The 16,635-nt window shown below is 33.3% G+C and carries 13 protein-coding genes, 2 tRNA genes and 2 rRNA genes (1 of these 17 only partly in view); 11 read left to right on the top strand and 6 right to left on the bottom strand.

The genetic code is table 11. The annotated features are described in order from the left end of the window. Positions 1-98 precede the first annotated feature (98 nt). Positions 99-1,283, top strand: coding sequence for an asparagine synthetase B (locus BWZ22_RS00695; RefSeq protein WP_076697189.1), 1,185 nt, complete (start codon positions 99-101; stop codon positions 1,281-1,283). 41 nt (positions 1,284-1,324) lie between these two features. Next, a complete protein-coding gene (locus tag BWZ22_RS00690) occupies positions 1,325-1,747 on the top strand; it encodes a secondary thiamine-phosphate synthase enzyme YjbQ (RefSeq protein ID WP_076697186.1) in 423 nt (140 codons plus the stop codon). Here the strand turns inward: BWZ22_RS00690 and BWZ22_RS00685 are convergent. The 5 genes from BWZ22_RS00685 to thrS form a co-directional block, all read right to left on the bottom strand. Then, a complete protein-coding gene (locus tag BWZ22_RS00685) occupies positions 1,744-2,547 on the bottom strand; it encodes a Cof-type HAD-IIB family hydrolase (protein WP_076697184.1) in 804 nt (267 codons plus the stop codon). The genes BWZ22_RS00690 and BWZ22_RS00685 overlap by 4 nt on opposite strands. Before the next feature lie 134 nt (positions 2,548-2,681). Beyond that, positions 2,682-3,026 (bottom strand): 50S ribosomal protein L20, encoded by a 345-nt coding sequence (rplT, locus tag BWZ22_RS00680; RefSeq protein ID WP_076697181.1) that lies wholly within the window; start codon positions 3,024-3,026, stop codon positions 2,682-2,684. Positions 3,027-3,124: 98 nt separating this feature from the next. After that, complete coding sequence (rpmI, locus tag BWZ22_RS00675; RefSeq protein WP_019388182.1) at positions 3,125-3,322, bottom strand: 50S ribosomal protein L35; 198 nt, start codon at positions 3,320-3,322, stop codon at positions 3,125-3,127. Positions 3,323-3,383: 61 nt separating this feature from the next. Beyond that, entirely contained in the window at positions 3,384-3,902 is a 519-nt protein-coding gene (infC, locus tag BWZ22_RS00670; protein ID WP_371326818.1) for a translation initiation factor IF-3, read from the bottom strand. 68 nt (positions 3,903-3,970) lie between these two features. Then, the gene (thrS, locus tag BWZ22_RS00665; protein WP_076697176.1) at positions 3,971-5,905 is read right to left on the bottom strand and encodes a threonine--tRNA ligase; all 1,935 of its coding nucleotides are present in this window, start codon (positions 5,903-5,905) and stop codon (positions 3,971-3,973) included. 421 nt (positions 5,906-6,326) lie between these two features. Here thrS and BWZ22_RS00660 point away from each other — a divergent pair, with 421 nt between their 5' ends. Genes BWZ22_RS00660 through BWZ22_RS00645 form a run of 4 tightly spaced genes read left to right on the top strand, consistent with a single transcriptional unit; the run spans position 6,327 to position 11,310 of the window. Beyond that, positions 6,327-7,169, top strand: coding sequence for a hypothetical protein (locus BWZ22_RS00660; protein ID WP_076697173.1), 843 nt, complete (start codon positions 6,327-6,329; stop codon positions 7,167-7,169). Between the two features lie 23 nt (positions 7,170-7,192). Further along, on the top strand, positions 7,193-8,908 hold the full coding sequence (locus tag BWZ22_RS00655) for a cytosine permease (protein ID WP_076697171.1): 1,716 nt from the start codon (positions 7,193-7,195) through the stop codon (positions 8,906-8,908). A gap of 5 nt (positions 8,909-8,913) precedes the next feature. After that, positions 8,914-10,410 (top strand): mannitol dehydrogenase family protein, encoded by a 1,497-nt coding sequence (locus tag BWZ22_RS00650; protein WP_076697168.1) that lies wholly within the window; start codon positions 8,914-8,916, stop codon positions 10,408-10,410. Then, positions 10,411-11,310, top strand: a complete 900-nt coding sequence (locus tag BWZ22_RS00645) for a carbohydrate kinase (protein WP_076697166.1) — start codon at positions 10,411-10,413, stop codon at positions 11,308-11,310. An 84-nt stretch (positions 11,311-11,394) separates the two neighbouring features. Here the strand turns inward: BWZ22_RS00645 and BWZ22_RS00640 are convergent, their stop codons facing one another. Beyond that, entirely contained in the window at positions 11,395-12,858 is a 1,464-nt protein-coding gene (locus BWZ22_RS00640; RefSeq protein ID WP_232225203.1) for a mannitol dehydrogenase family protein, read from the bottom strand. A 176-nt stretch (positions 12,859-13,034) separates the two neighbouring features. On the opposite strand from BWZ22_RS00640, the gene BWZ22_RS00635 reads away from it, so the two are divergent. The 5 genes from BWZ22_RS00635 to BWZ22_RS00615 form a co-directional block, all read left to right on the top strand. Beyond that, the gene (locus BWZ22_RS00635; protein WP_076697161.1) at positions 13,035-13,763 is read left to right on the top strand and encodes an NUDIX hydrolase; all 729 of its coding nucleotides are present in this window, start codon (positions 13,035-13,037) and stop codon (positions 13,761-13,763) included. A gap of 641 nt (positions 13,764-14,404) precedes the next feature. Beyond that, positions 14,405-15,924: ribosomal RNA gene (locus BWZ22_RS00630) — 16S ribosomal RNA — on the top strand. A gap of 148 nt (positions 15,925-16,072) precedes the next feature. Continuing rightward, a tRNA-Ile gene (locus BWZ22_RS00625) sits at positions 16,073-16,146 on the top strand. 141 nt (positions 16,147-16,287) lie between these two features. Next, positions 16,288-16,361: transfer RNA gene (locus tag BWZ22_RS00620), tRNA-Ala, on the top strand. A gap of 154 nt (positions 16,362-16,515) precedes the next feature. Then, positions 16,516-16,635: ribosomal RNA gene (locus BWZ22_RS00615) — 23S ribosomal RNA — on the top strand (it continues 2,698 nt past the right edge of the window). Together the 16S and 23S rRNA genes with 2 tRNA genes alongside form the textbook arrangement of a ribosomal RNA operon.

Below are 16,635 nucleotides of genomic sequence, written 5' to 3'. Positions count from 1 at the left end.
AAATTTTAAGTATCTTTCGATCTATGAAACGTACTGTAGCCTTATTATTTCTTTTATTTATTTCATTTAATGCTTTTGCATCATACATACTAATTCCTATGGATGCAGAAAGCCAAAAAAATCATTTAAAGGCTTATGGTATTACCTATTGGACACTTAAAAAAGAACTTAAAGTAAAATGGTTACTTAATTATAGAGGCGGTTCTTTTTTATTACCAGATACCCAAGAAATTCAAAAAGAGTGTTTAATTAGAGGGGTTTCATTTGAAGTTATTTCAAATGATATGGCAGAAAACATTTTAGAAGAAATAAGTAGCCCAAGCAAAAATATGGAAGCTGTTGTTTTAGAGAAAGCACCTAAAATTGCAGTTTATACGCCTAACGGTAAACAACCTTGGGATGATGCCGTTACAATGGTGTTGCAATACGCAGAAATTCCTTATGAAACAGTTTATGATGAAGAAGTGCTAAATGATAACTTATTACTTTATGATTGGTTGCACTTACATCACGAAGATTTTACAGGGCAATATGGTAAATTTTATGGCGCTTACAGAGCCTCATCATGGTATATAAATGAAAAAAAATCTGCTGAAGCTTTAGCCAAAAAAATGGGATTTAATAAAGTGTCTCAATCTAAGTTAGCAGTAGCTTTAAAAATTCGTGATTATGTTGTTGGCGGTGGGTTTATGTTTGCTATGTGTAGTGCTACAGATAGTTTTGATATAGCTCTATCTGCCGAAGGTGTTGATATTTGTGAGCCTATGTTTGACGGAGATGGGAGTGATGCTGGATACCAAAATAAAATAGATTATAATAAAACTTTAGCTTTTAAAGATTTTACTTTAGAACGAAGCCCTTTAATTTACGAGTTTTCATCTATTGATATGACTAGAAAAAGGAATGTGCCAAGAACTTCTGATTATTTTACTTTAATGGAGTTTTCGGCAAAATGGGACCCTATTCCTACCATGCTTTGTCAAAATCATACAGCCTTAATAAAGGGTTTTATGGGGCAAACTACTTCTTTTACAAGAGATGAAATTAAGCCTAATGTATTAATAATGGGGGAAACCAAAATTAATGGAGAAGCTAAATACATTCATGGAATTAAAGGAAAGGGATTCTTTACATTTTATGGCGGTCATGACCCTGAAGATTATCAACATAAAGTAGGTGATTCTAAAACCGAATTAGATTTACACCCTACATCACCCGGATATAGGCTTATTTTAAACAATGTACTTTTTCCTGCAGCCAGAAAAAAGAAACAAAAAACCTAATGATTATTCTGCTTCAATGAGTACTCTTTGAAATTAATGTTATGAAATTTTTTCAAGAACAAGTAAAATTAAAGCCTTACACAAGAGGTTTTCATCTTATCACCGATGAAATATTAAACGCCATTCCACAAATTAACCAAATAAATATAGGGCAGTTACAGGTATTTATAAAACATACTTCGGCTAGTTTAACCATAAATGAGAATGCAGATTATACTGTTAGAACCGATTTTGAAAGTCATTTTAATAAAATGGTTCCAGAAAATGCTCCTTATTATAAACACACTTATGAAGGACCTGACGATATGCCTGCTCATATTAAAGCCTCTTTATTAGGTGCTTCGGTTCAAATACCAATTACAAATGGTAAATTAAATTTAGGTGTTTGGCAGGGTATTTACCTATGTGAACATAGAGATTATGGTGGCTCTAGAAACTTAGTAATTACTGCTTTTGGTAATTAGTTTTTGGTATCTAAAAGTTTAGCTATAATGTGTTCTACGCCTAAGTCATTGTTACTTTTAGTTTCGTAATTGGCAACTTCCTTAACATTGTCATGGGCATTTTTCATTGCAAAACTATATTTTGCTAAGCTTAGCATTTCTAAATCGTTATTATAATCGCCAAAAGCCATAGTTTCTTTTTCAGAAATATTAAAGGTTTCTTGTAATAGTTTTATGGCGTGTCCTTTGTTGGCTAAATGATCAGAAATATCTAACCAGTTTTTACCAGAAATTTTAATAGCATATTTATTTTCTAAAAACTTTACTAGAGGGTAAATATGTTTTTCTGAATCTTCTGAATGATAAAGCGCTATTTTCATGATTTCTTCATCAATTTCTTCAATGTTGTCTATGACTTTAAATTTGGGGTAGTATTCTGATAAAACAGATATATAACCAAAAGAGTTACTTTTAAAATAGCCTTTACTTTTTGTACAAAATACAGGATGAATATGATTGTTAGCGTCAATTATTTTTTCAATTTCAAATAAATTACCTCTATCTATTGGGGTAGAAAGAATTTGTTTGTTGTTTTGAATAACCAATCCTCCGTTTTCTGCAACTACAATAATATCATTTTTAATAGATTTTAATTTTTCAACAATACTGTAGTAAGGTCTTCCGCTTGCAGCAACAAACAAAATATTGTGTTTTTTTAGAGTTTTAAATTGTTCTAAAAATAAATTACTTACTTCGTGGTTAGAGTTTAGTAGCGTACCATCCATATCACTTACTACTAACTTTACTTGAGATAAATCCATATTATTTTAATAATTGGCAAAATTAATATTTTGTATAATTTTTTGTGTTTAAAATGTATTAAATAAAAAAATCCAACTCATATGAGTTGGATTTTTATTAAGCGAAATATATGTTTTACAATAGGCTAAGCGCCTTATTTTACTTTATCAACTACAGCTTTAAAAGCTTCAGGGTTATTCATAGCTAAATCTGCTAAAACCTTACGGTTTAATTCAATGTTATTAGCTTTTAATTTCCCCATAAATTGAGAATAAGATAAACCATGTTCTCTGGCACCTGCATTAATACGGGTTATCCATAAAGCACGGAATGTTCTTTTCTTGTTTCTACGGTCTCTATACGAATATTGCATCGCTCTATCAACCGCATTTTTGGCTACTGTCCAAACGTTTTTACGTCTTCCAAAGTAACCTTTTGCTTGTTTAATAATCTTTTTTCTTCTAGCTCTTTTAGCTACAGAATTTACTGATCTTGGCATAATTTTTAATTTTTTTGTAGTAGGCGGCCAATTAAAACTGACACTTTTACTGAGCCTAACTCCAGGGTTTATAATTTATTTAACCAATTAAAACGTGGTTACTTTAAACGTAACATGGTTTTAATATTGTCTTCGTCTGCCTTATGTACTAATGTATCATGAGTCAGAGCAAGCTTACGCTTTTTAGATTTTTTAGTCAATATATGACTCTTAAATGCGTGCTTTCTTTTAATCTTACCAGTACCTGTTAACTTAAAACGTTTTTTGGCACTAGATTTTGTTTTCATTTTAGGCATTTTCTTTTCCTAGTTTTAATTTATTTCGCTTAATTATTTTTAATACTGAAAATACATTCAGTTATTTCTTATCTTTTTTAGGAGCAATAAACATTGTCATTCGCTTTCCTTCTAATTTTGGCATTTGTTCAACTTTACCAAATTCTTCTAAATCTTGAGCTAAACGTAATAACAAAATTTGTCCTTGCTCTTTAAATACAATAGAACGTCCTTTAAAGAATACAAATGCTTTTAGTTTTGCACCTTCTTTTAAAAACTTTTCAGCATGTTTCTTTTTAAACTGATAATCGTGATCATCAGTTTGTGGTCCAAATCTAATTTCTTTAATAATAACTTTAGTTGCCTTAGCTTTTAAGGCTTTATCTCGTTTCTTTTGTTCATAAAGAAACTTTTTATAATCCATAACTTTACAAACCGGTGGGTCTGCGTTTGGAGATATTTCAACTAAATCTAAATCTTGCTCATTAGCTATTCTCATGGCATCACCTTTGGTGTATATACCAATTTCTACATTATCGCCAACAAGACGTAACTTTTGTGCTGTAATTTTAGAGTTGATTCTGTGTTTGTCCTCTTTAATAACTCTTTGAGGCTGTCTTCTTCTTCTAATTGCTATGGCTTACTACTTTTTAAATTAAACTTTTTTATTTAGAACGATTTTAACGTTTTATCAATTTCTTCTTTTATAATGTTTGAGAAGGATTCAATAGTCATCATTCCTAAATCTTCACCACCGTGCTTGCGTACAGTAACCATGTTATCTTTCTCTTCTTGTTCCCCTATAATAAGCATATACGGGTGTTTTTGCATTTCGGATTCCCGAATTTTTTTCCCTATAGTCTCATTTCTATGGTCTACAAGGGCGCGAATTTCGTGATTTTCTAGCAAATTTAAAACTTTTTCGGAGTATTTTTCATATTTCTCGCTGAGTGACAATATAATACATTGTGTTGGCATAAGCCAAAGCGGGAAATTACCTCCTGTATGTTCTAATAATAATGCTACAAAACGTTCCATACTTCCAAATGGTGCCCTGTGAATCATTACAGGACGGTGCAATTCATTATCACTTCCTTTATATGTAAGGTCAAAGCGTTCTGGTAAGTTATAATCTACCTGTATTGTTCCTAGTTGCCATTGTCTTCCTAAGGCATCTTTAACCATAAAGTCTAATTTAGGACCATAAAAAGCAGCTTCTCCTTCTTCAATAACATAATTTAATCCTTTATCAGAAGCCGCATTAATAATGGCTTGTTCTGCTTTTTCCCAATTAGCTACATCACCTATATATTTGTCGGGGTTTTCAGGATCTCTTACAGAAACCTGAGCCGTAAAGTTTTCAAATCCTAAAGATCCAAATACATATAATACTAAATCAATTACATTTTTAAATTCTTCATCTAATTGATCTGGAGTACAAAATAAATGGGCATCATCTTGTGTAAAGCCTCTAACACGTGTTAAACCATGTAGTTCTCCACTTTGTTCGTATCTATAAACTGTACCAAATTCGGCATAACGTTTAGGTAAATCTTTATAACTCCATTGGAAGCTATTGAATATTTCACAATGGTGCGGACAGTTCATAGGTTTTAATAAAAATTCTTCGTCTTCCTTAGGGGTTTTTATGGGCTGAAAACTATCTTCTCCGTATTTAGCGTAATGCCCTGAAGTTACATATAATTCTTTCTGTCCTATGTGTGGTGAAACAACCATTTCATAACCAGCCTTTTTTTGAGCAGCTTTTAAAAAGTTTTCTAAACGTTCGCGTAGGGCAGCTCCTTTAGGTAACCATAAAGGTAAACCTTGTCCTACTCTTTGAGAAAAAGTAAATAATTCTAACTCTTTCCCAAGTTTTCTATGGTCGCGTTTTTTAGCTTCTTCAAGCATGTGTAAATACTCGGTAAGTTCTTTTTGCTTAGGAAATGAAATACCGTAAACACGTGTTAACTGAGGTTTATTTTCATCACCACGCCAATAGGCTCCAGCAACACTTAAAATTTTTACCGCTTTTATAATGCCGGTATTAGGTATATGGCCTCCTCTACATAAATCTGTAAATGTAGAGTGGTCACAAAACGTTATAGTACCATCTTCTAAGTTTTCAATAAGTTCAGTTTTAAACTCATTATTTTTATATAAAGCTAAGGCTTCAGCTTTGGTGGCAGATCGCATTTTAAAATCGTGTTTACCACGTGCAATCTCTAACATTTTATTTTCAATGGTTTTAAAATCTTTTTCAGATACTGTATGCTCACCAAAATCTACATCATAATAAAATCCATTTTCAATAGCAGGACCAATAGTTAATTTAACCCCTGGATATAATTCTTCAATTGCTTGAGCTAATACGTGTGCCGAAGAGTGCCAGAAAGCTTGTTTTCCTGCATCGTCTCTCCAGGTATATAAAACCAATGACCCATCGGTGGTTAATGGGGTTGCTGTTTCAACGGTTGTACCATTAAAACTTGCCGAAATAACATTTCTAGCTAATCCTTCACTAATATTTTTAGCAACATCCATTGGTGTAACGTTTTCTTCAAACGCTTTTACACTACCGTCTGGTAAAGTAATATGTATCATCTAATTAAATTAAAATAGGCTGCAAAGATAATAGTATAAACAAATACACGCAATATATAATGGGTGTAATTTATTTTAACTGTGTTTCTATTTTTAAGTTTGTGTTTTGTGAGTATTTAATTAAGATTTTAATTCTTAACATAATTATATATACTACAAATTGAGTTGTTTAACAATTTTTCATGACTTTTTACATGTGGTTGGTTTATTAATGTTAAAATTTTATCAAACGTATTTTTTACGTTTTATATTTTTTTTAAATATTCTTTATAAAAAACTGAGTATGATTGAAAAAAATATAAAAATAAATGTAATAAATGAATTTTTTGAATTAAAATTTTAATTATCAAGTAATCTTATATAAATTTGTTGTTATTAAACGTTGTTTTTACGTTTAATAAAACCAACTAAGATAAGACAAATGAATTATAGGATTTTAAAAACAAAACAGGTTGTTGCTTCTAAGTCTAAACTCATATGGTTAATGTTGTTATGTTTTGCTGCAATTATTGTTAATGGGCAAGATGAAAACAAAAATGATTACAAGGCTTTTACAGCTGATGCTCATCTTAAAAATATGCACCTATGGCATGGGTTTGTAGTGCATCCTGGGGCTATGGTAGCTACTAGTTTACAATATAATTCTAGAAACAAAAAATTCACTTTTGGTGTATGGGGTGGTGCAAGTTTTACAACAGTAGACGTTGTGAATAAAAACACAGGTGAAAATGTGGCAGCTCATTATCAAGAGTTTTCAATATATACGGCATATCGTTTATCAAATAAATTTTTTGTTGAGGCTGTTACTCATAATAACTATACTGGTGTTGAAGAACGTGGAGATGTGTTGCATTATTGGAGTTATGATAAAACACAAGGTTATAATTTTGTTGATATTAGCTTTGGGTATAATATTTCTTCAAAAATATTACTCTATTTGGCAACCATTGTAGGTGGTGGGGCTGGTGATTATGAGGTGCAAACGGATGGTTCTTTAAAAAATTCTTGGACTCATTATTTTGAAGTAAACAGTAAGGTTTGGGAAAAAGCAGATGCTAATTTGTTGCTATTTGCAGGGGGTGCATGGTCATTTATAACAGATAAGACATTTTATACTGAAGGTGCCGGAAACTTGATTAATGTTGGAGCTACTTTTAGTGATAAAATTAGAATTGGAAATCATAAGCTTCCTATTGGTGTAACAGCTATGTGGAATCCTGAGCAAGAAAAAACAGTATTACAATTAGATGTTACATTATTTTAAAAACTAAACTAAATAATTAAACTATGAACGCCACTAATAAATATTCTCAGTTTGAAAATATTGAAGAAGAACAGTTGCCAATAGCAAAGCATAAACTGTATAATTGGACTCATTTTGCAGGTTTATATGCAGCAGAACATGTTGCTGCTACAGAATTTGTTATAGGAGCTACTTTTGTAGCGCTTGGTGCCACCACTAAAGATATTATTTTAGGTTTATTAATTGGAAACATTTTAGCTGTTTTAAGTTGGACCTTTATAACGTCTCCCATTGCTGTAGATACCCGATTAAGTTTATATACCTACTTAAATAAAATAGCAGGAGATTCTATGACAAATCTTTATAATTGGGCAAATGTTATCATTTTTACGGTAATATCAGCAGCAATGATTACTGTATCTTCTACAGCTGTACGTTTTGCTTTTAATATTCCTGCGCAACTTAATTGGTATCCTACAAATGTATGGTTTATATTAATTGTTTTGTGTGTAGGTGCTGTGGTGGTCTCTATTGCTATATATGGATTCAAAGCTGTGTCTAAATTCTCTGCTATTTGCGCACCTTGGTTATTTGTTATGTTCGTTTGTGGTGCATTCGTACTCTTGCCAGCACTTTCATTAGAGGTTTTAGGAGAAACATTACCAAAAGGATGGAGTGATTTTATAACTCTAGGAGATAAGTCTATTTGGACAGGAGTTAATAGTGAAGGAAAACCAGGTATTGGTTTAGTAGAGGTAATAGGTTTTGCATGGGCAGCAAATACTATTACGCATTTCGGGCTTATAGATATGGCTTTATTGCGTTTTGCAAAAAAGAAAGTGTACGGGTTATCTACTAGTACAGGAATGATGTTTGGGCATTACCTTGCTTGGATATCAGCTGGAATTATGGGAGCAGGGGCAGCTGTAATTATTGGTAAGTCTATTGTTGAATTAGACCCCGGAGATGTTGCTTATTATGCTTTAGGTTGGTCTGGGTTTATCATCGTTATTGTTGCTGGTTGGACTACAGCAGTTGCTAATCTATACCGAGCAGGACTAGCAGCACAGGCTATTTTTTATAACAATTCAAGAAAAAAAACAACCATTATAGTTGGTTTAGTTACCGTAGTGGTGGCGTGTTTTCCTTTTGTATTTTCTCAAATTCTTCCATTATTAACCTTTGCAGGTTTAATAGTTGTGCCTGTTGGAGGAATTGTATTTGCAGAACATCAGATTTTCCCTAAAATTAACTATACGCGTTACTGGGCACGTTATCGCAAGTTGTCATTTAATACACCAGCTGTTGCATCATGGGCTTTAGGGCTTGTGTTTGGTTTTGGTTTAAATGCACTAAATGTAATGTCGTTTTTTTACTTATTTATTCCTACTTGGATTTTTACAATAGTGGTTTATACGCTATTGGCAGGTCGTTATGGAGCAAAAAATAAATACCCTGAAGAAGAAGCAAAAGAAAACAAAAGAAATAAGGATATTGAAAAATTTCAAGAAGAAAAAGCAAAAGAGCATGTTGTACATTTAAAAGATAATACTTCTTTAACTAAAGTGTTGCGAGTAATTTCTATTCTGGTTTTAATTATTACCGTTGTATTAGCATTCACAGTGTTGTTTGGTAGTTCTAATGAAAGCGCGTACATAGAAAATAGGGAGGTATTTTATAAATATGCTTTTGTCTGTACTATTATCTACTTTATTACAACAATATGGGTACTTAAAAGAGGTGATTCTATACAAAATTAAATATTATGAAAAATTTAAAATTAAATAGTAAAAATCTTTCTGCTATCGCAGAAAGAGTTAAAGTGCCAACGTATGATAGATCTACTATTAAAACAGGTATTGTGCATGTTGGTATTGGTGGTTTTCATCGTGCGCATCAGGCTTATTATACCGATCAATTATTACACAATGAAAATATAAAAGATTGGGGAATTTGTGGGGTTGCATTATTAGATTTTGACACTAAAATTTATCAAACATTAAAGAATCAAGATGGGTTATATACTTTGGTTGTTAAAGAGTTAGATGGTACATTAACAAAGCAAGTTATTGGCTCTATAGTAGAATATTTGTTTGCGCCACAAAACCCAACGGCTGTTATAGAAAAAATGGCGAGTCCTGAAGTTAAAATAATAACTTTAACAATTACCGAAGGTGGTTATAATTATAATGAGGCTACTAAAGCTTTTGATTTTAGTAATCTATCAATTATACATGATCTAGAGTATCCTAAAACTCCAAAAACTATTTTTGGTTATTTAACACAAGCGCTTAAACTTAGGAAAAAATTAGGTTTAAAAGGTGTTACTATACAATCTTGTGATAATATACAAGGTAACGGAGATATGACAAAAAAAATGTTGCTAAGTTATATTAGAAAAGCAGAGCCAGAATTAGTGTCATGGGTTGAAACTAATGTGTCTTTTCCTAATGCTATGGTAGATCGTATAACGCCTGTAACTTCTGTCGAGGATATAACACATTTAAAAGAAACTTCTGGTATTGATGATGCGTGGCCTGTGGTATGTGAGTCGTTTAAACAATGGATAATTGAAGATGATTTTGTAGCAGGAAGACCGCCTTGGGAAAAAGTAGGAGTGCAGTTTGTTGAAGATGTTGAGCCTTTTGAAAAAATGAAGTTGCAATTGTTAAATGCAGGACATTCTGTGTTAGGTATATTAGGAGCCTTAATAGGGTATAACACTATTGATGAAGCAGCAAACAATAAAAGTATTAAAAACTTTCTTAAAATTTATATGAGGGATGAGGTGGCTCCCATTTTAAGAGATTTAAAAGGGGTAGATTTAGAAAGTTACGAAGCAACATTGCTAGAGCGCTTTGGAAATATTTATATAAAGGATCAAATTGAAAGAATTTGTTCTGAGAGTTCTTCTAAAATTCCAATTTTTATATTGCCAACAGTGAAAGCGCAGTTAAAAGAAAATGGGTCAATTACATATGCGGCCTTTGTAATTGCTGCATGGTGTAAATATAATTTGGGTAAAGATGAGTATCAAAAACCTTTAGTTATAAAAGATGTTATGGCTAATATTTTGCATGAGCAGGCTTTAAAAGCTACAAATAAACCCGAAACATTTTTACAATTAGAAACAGTATTTGGCGGACTTAGTGCGTCTAATACATTTGTAAAAGCATATGCCAAAGCGTATAATGATATTGTGAAATATGGGGTTGAAAAATGTGTAAAGGAAATGAATAATAAAGTTTTAACTGAAATTTAGATGAGTACTATTCTTTGCTTTGGTGAAGTGTTGTGGGATGAATTTCCAACACACAAAAAAATAGGCGGTGCACCTTTAAATGTAGCGGTAAGATTTCAATCAATGCGTAATAATGTAGCTATTATTAGTAGGGTTGGAGATGATAGAAGTGGACGAAAATTGATAGGATTTTTGCAAGACCAAAATATAAATACATCTGCAGTACAAATAGATTCAATTTATAAAACTGGAAATGTAAAAGTATTGCTAGATTCAAATGGGTGTGCTTCTTATGAAATTGAATATCCTTGTGCGTGGGATAAAATAGAGCTTTCAGAAGAAGCTATTAAGCTTACTAAAACTTCAGATGTTTTTGTGTACGGAAGTTTAGCTTCAAGAGATGAAGTTTCAAAAAATACCTTAATGGAATTATTAAAAATTGCAAAATATAAGGTTTTCGATGTCAATTTAAGAGCGCCTCATTATTCATTCAAAGTTTTATCAGATTTGATGAATCACGCAGACTTTATAAAATTTAATGATGATGAGATTTTTGAAATAGGTGATTTCTTAAACATATCAACTAAGTCATTAGAGCAACTTATAATGAGTATTGCAGGTCAAACTAAAGCAAAAAGTATTTGTGTAACAAGAGGAAAAAAAGGAGCAATTCTTTATAACGAAGGGAAGTTGTATTACAATAAAGGTTATAAAGTTAAGGTGGTAGATACGGTTGGAGCTGGAGATTCCTTTTTGGCAACCCTAATAAGTAAATTAACAGATAACAATGCGCCTCAAGAATCATTAGATTATGCTTGTGCTGTTGGAGCGTTAGTAACAAGTAGTGAAGGAGCAAACCCTGTTATTAATGAGATGTCAATTAAAAATTTAACAGGTGTTCTAAGTGAATATTTATTATAACCTAATTATTTTGATTAATAGCAATTTGAAAAAGCCTTGCAATTTTAATGTAAGGCTTTTTCTTATAATAAAATTATGGTTGTATTAAATTAAAGCATTAAGTTCTTTTATACAATCTTTAACGTTTTTTGTTCTTAATAATGATAGCGATTCTAAATAATAATTTCTAAAAATTTCATTTTCGCTTAAGTTACCAAAAACAGTTGTTGTTTCTAAAAATTTCATAGGGTTTTGGTGAGATAGTGCTGCGTTTCTAATTAAGGTTCCGCTTAAACTATCAATAATTTTATAGGGGTTGTTTTGGTCATCTATACCATCATTATATTTACACCATGCAGCAATAATAAAAGCAGCAATTTTTATTTGCTTTTCACCTTTCAGTTGATCCTTAATTGTAGGTAAGATAAATAGTGGAATTTTAGCTGAACTTTCTTGGCAAATTCTAGAAAGTTTGTCATTTATATATGGGTTTTGAAATCTAGATATTATGTTTTTTTTATAATCATTTATAGTTTTAATGTCTTGATTTTTAAGGGTGGCTGTAACTTCTTTATCCATGTAAGAATGCAGTAATGATATAAAATCACTATCAATAGCGGCTTCGTAAACAGTTTTGTAGCCATGTAAGGTTCCTAAAATACCTAAAATAGTATGACCCGCATTTAAAAGCCTTAGTTTCATGCGTTCAAAAGGCTTAATGTCTTTCGTAAATTGAACGCCTACCTTATCCCAAGCAGGTTTTTCATCAAAAAAATTATCTTCAATAACCCACTGCGAAAAAGATTCGCACACTACAGGCCATTGGTCTTCAATTAAAAACTCGTTTCTTAAAGTGTGTATGTCGCTTAATTCAGTATTTGGTGTAATTCTGTCAACCATCGTGTTAGGAAAGGTTGTGTTTTCAGTAAGCCAAGGTAACAGGTCTGGGTCAACCTTGCTAACATAATTAAAAAAGGATTGTTTAATGGTGTTTCCGTTTTCTTTAATGTTATCACAAGAAAGTATGGTGCAACCAGAAAGACCTCTTAGTTTTCTAAGTTTAAATGCTTGGGTTAAATATCCAAAAACAGTATTAGGGCTTAAAGGATTTTTTAAATCTTCAGTCACAGATGGGTGGTTTATGTCAAACTCACCAGTTATTTCGTTTAAATGATATCCGTCTTCTGCTATGGTTAGCGATATAATTTTTATATCTGGACTCGCCATTTTCTCTATAACCGCCATGGGGTTTTCAGGTCCAAAAAAATATTCCACAATAGAGCCTATAATTTTAGCTTTGTGAACACCATTTGTTTTCTTTATATAAAGAGTGTAAAGGCCATCTTGGTCTTTTAAAATATTGTATATCTTACGGCTAGAGTCTAATATATCTACACCACATATACCATAATTTAGTTCATGAAACCTTTCAATAAGTTCATGTGTGTAAAATGCTTGAAGTGATCGATGAAAATTACTAACCCCAATATGTAAAATGCTAGTTTTAATATTATCTCTGTTAAATAATGGCTTTAAAACATTTGGAGGCAACTGTTTTAAATTTTCCATATTAAGATAAAATGATTTCGACATATAATATTAATTAAAAAGTGGTTTAAAAATATAAGTCTTAAAAACCCCTTAATTACTCATCTAAACTAATAGAAAAAAGTGCTCTCTTAGGGTTGTTGTTACTGTAATAATGATTATTTTCGTAAAAACGTAAAATTAACGTTTTATTTAATATGGATTTTAGAAAAATTAATAATTTATCAGTAGACTGTGTAATTTTTGCTCTAAAAGGAAAGTCCTTAAATGTTCTGTTAAGAAAACGTTCATTAAATATGTATACACAAGGTTTACCAGTTATAGATGATTGGGTGTTACCAGGGCATTATGTGCTTAAAAGTAATAATTTAGGGCAGTCAGCAGATAGGGTGTTTAAAGAATTGATAGGAGAAGATAATCTTAATAAAATCCAATTCAGAACTTACGGTAATCCTAATAGGTTAAAATCAGATAAAGACTTATTATGGATAAGAAGTCGTGGTGCTCAAGTAAGAACGGTAACAGTGGCATATTATTTAAATATACAGTCAAATAAAATAAAACTAAATAAAGAAGATACCTTAAAATGGTTTAAAATTAAAAACTTGCCAGAAATAGGATTTGATCACCATAGACTAATCAATGATGCTTACCAAGATTTAAAAACTAAAATAATAACACAACCAATAGTGTTTGACTTTCTTCCTGTCAAGTTTACCTTAAATGAATTGCAAGTAGTGTACCAAGCAGTTTTAGGAATAGAACTAGATAATCGTAACTTCAGAAAAAAAGCAATAAGCAAACCATATATAGTACCTTTAGATGAAAAGAAAAAAGGAGCATCAAAAAAACCAGCAAAACTATATATGTTTAGCGCAGATATTTATAACCAAGTAGCAAAAACAGATAGTATCATTAATATATAATGTAATATACATGGTAATATTTTAAAGATGGGCGTTACCCAAAGGGTCGGGCTATCCGTTACAAGTCCTCGCTCGTACCTCGCTGTGGGCTATCCACTACTATCCCTAACGCATTAATAAATGCAATTATAAGTTGAAAAGTTTAATAAAAAATTGTATCTTTAACCTTCCCGTTTTATTTTTTTGAGCTTAAATCTTAGTCACACTTAATTTTTTTTCATGCGTAAGTAATGGTAAATAAGTAAGTTAAGTGTTGAACTGAAAAAAACCATAAAAAAAGATTAAAAAAGTCATTGCAAAAAGGAAAATAGGTGTTATGTTTGCACCCGCAAAAACGAGGAATAAAATCCAAGTTAAGCAGACGTTCATAGTACAAGATTAGAGTAGAGAAAAAGGGTTAAAAAATTTTTTCAAAAAAATCAAAAAAAGTATTGTGAGTATAAAAAAAGGTTTTATATTTGCACCCGCTAAACGAGGAAACGAATATTAGCGAAGCAAAAAAAGTTCATAAACATATTGAAATTGACAGCGTAAGATTTAGTTGGAAACGATTAAATCAGACAAGAGAATAAACCATTTTGAGTACTAGAAATTCTTATTAGTTGTTAAATAGTAAAAGTCATAAAAGACTTAAAAATTTAACGATGAAGAGTTTGATCCTGGCTCAGGATGAACGCTAGCGGCAGGCTTAACACATGCAAGTCGAGGGGTAACAGGAAGAGCTTGCTCTTTGCTGACGACCGGCGCACGGGTGCGTAACGCGTATACAATCTACCTTATACTGGAGAATAGCCCAGAGAAATTTGGATTAATGCTCCATAGTATATCTTTTTCGCATGAGAGAGGTATTAAAGGTTACGGTATAAGATGAGTATGCGTCCTATTAGCTAGATGGTGTGGTAACGGCACACCATGGCAACGATAGGTAGGGGCCCTGAGAGGGGGATCCCCCACACTGGTACTGAGACACGGACCAGACTCCTACGGGAGGCAGCAGTGAGGAATATTGGACAATGGGCGCAAGCCTGATCCAGCCATGCCGCGTGCAGGAAGACTGCCCTATGGGTTGTAAACTGCTTTTGTACGGGAAGAAACCCTCCTACGTGTAGGAGCTTGACGGTACCGTAAGAATAAGCATCGGCTAACTCCGTGCCAGCAGCCGCGGTAATACGGAGGATGCAAGCGTTATCCGGAATCATTGGGTTTAAAGGGTCCGTAGGTGGATTGGTCAGTCAGAGGTGAAATCCTGCAGCTTAACTGTAGAACTGCCTTTGATACTGCTAATCTTGAGTCATTATGAAGTAGTTAGAATATGTAGTGTAGCGGTGAAATGCATAGATATTACATAGAATACCAATTGCGAAGGCAGATTACTAATAATGTACTGACACTGATGGACGAAAGCGTGGGGAGCGAACGGGATTAGATACCCCGGTAGTCCACGCCGTAAACGATGGATACTAGCTGTTGGACTTCGGTTCAGTGGCTAAGCGAAAGTGATAAGTATCCCACCTGGGGAGTACGTTCGCAAGAATGAAACTCAAAGGAATTGACGGGGGCCCGCACAAGCGGTGGAGCATGTGGTTTAATTCGATGATACGCGAGGAACCTTACCAGGGCTTAAATGTAAGTTGCATGATTTAGAGATAGATCTTTCTTCGGACTACTTACAAGGTGCTGCATGGTTGTCGTCAGCTCGTGCCGTGAGGTGTCAGGTTAAGTCCTATAACGAGCGCAACCCCTGTTGTTAGTTGCCAGCATGTAAAGATGGGAACTCTAGCAAGACTGCCAGTGCAAACTGTGAGGAAGGTGGGGATGACGTCAAATCATCACGGCCCTTACGTCCTGGGCTACACACGTGCTACAATGGTAGGGACAGAGAGCAGCCACACCGCGAGGTGGAGCGAATCTATAAACCCTATCTCAGTTCGGATCGGAGTCTGCAACTCGACTCCGTGAAGCTGGAATCGCTAGTAATCGGATATCAGCCATGATCCGGTGAATACGTTCCCGGGCCTTGTACACACCGCCCGTCAAGCCATGGAAGCTGGGAGTGCCTGAAGTCCGTCACCGCAAGGAGCGGCCTAGGGTAAAATCGGTAACTAGGGCTAAGTCGTAACAAGGTAGCCGTACCGGAAGGTGCGGCTGGAACACCTCCTTTCTAGAGAAAGACGACTAATAGGTAAAAGTTTTTAAGAAAGAAATAGTTTATTCTTCTTGCTGTTAATTTTAAAATATAAAAGTAAGTCATTAAGTATTAGTGATTAGATAATCTAAGCGCTAAAAGCTGAGGACTCACGACTAAGTACAGTCTCATAGCTCAGCTGGTTAGAGCGCTACACTGATAATGTAGAGGTCGGCAGTTCGAGTCTGCCTGAGACTACAAGTTAAGGTTGGGTAAGAAAATCTTAATAAGTTCATTAAATATTGAAAGGAAATTTTAGAAGTTGGGTATCCCAAGTTGACGTATAGGTCATCAATTAACTGATAACTGTTAACTGATAACTGACTACTGAAAGTACATGGGGGATTAGCTCAGCTGGCTAGAGCGCTTGCCTTGCACGCAAGAGGTCATCGGTTCGACTCCGATATTCTCCACAATTCCGCAGAGCGGAAAAAGGTTCATTGACATATTGAAAAAGATACATGAAAATAAAATTAGAATAAGATCTAGTTTTAAGTAATTTGGATTAATTAGAGTCACGCGAGCGACAATCTAATTAATCATAACTCATTAAAAAAGCAAAAAGTACAATAAGCTAAATAAGGGCGTATGGGGAATGCCTAGGCTCTCAGAGGCGAAGAAGGACGTGATAAGCTGCGAAAAGCTGCGGGGATTGGCACATACAAATTGATCCGCAGATATCCGAAT

The organism is Seonamhaeicola sp. S2-3, assembly GCF_001971785.1.
Taxonomy (GTDB): Bacteria; Bacteroidota; Bacteroidia; order Flavobacteriales; family Flavobacteriaceae; genus Seonamhaeicola.
The sequence above is the reverse complement of the archived record's forward strand: the minus strand, read 5'-3'. Positions and strand labels throughout refer to the sequence as shown.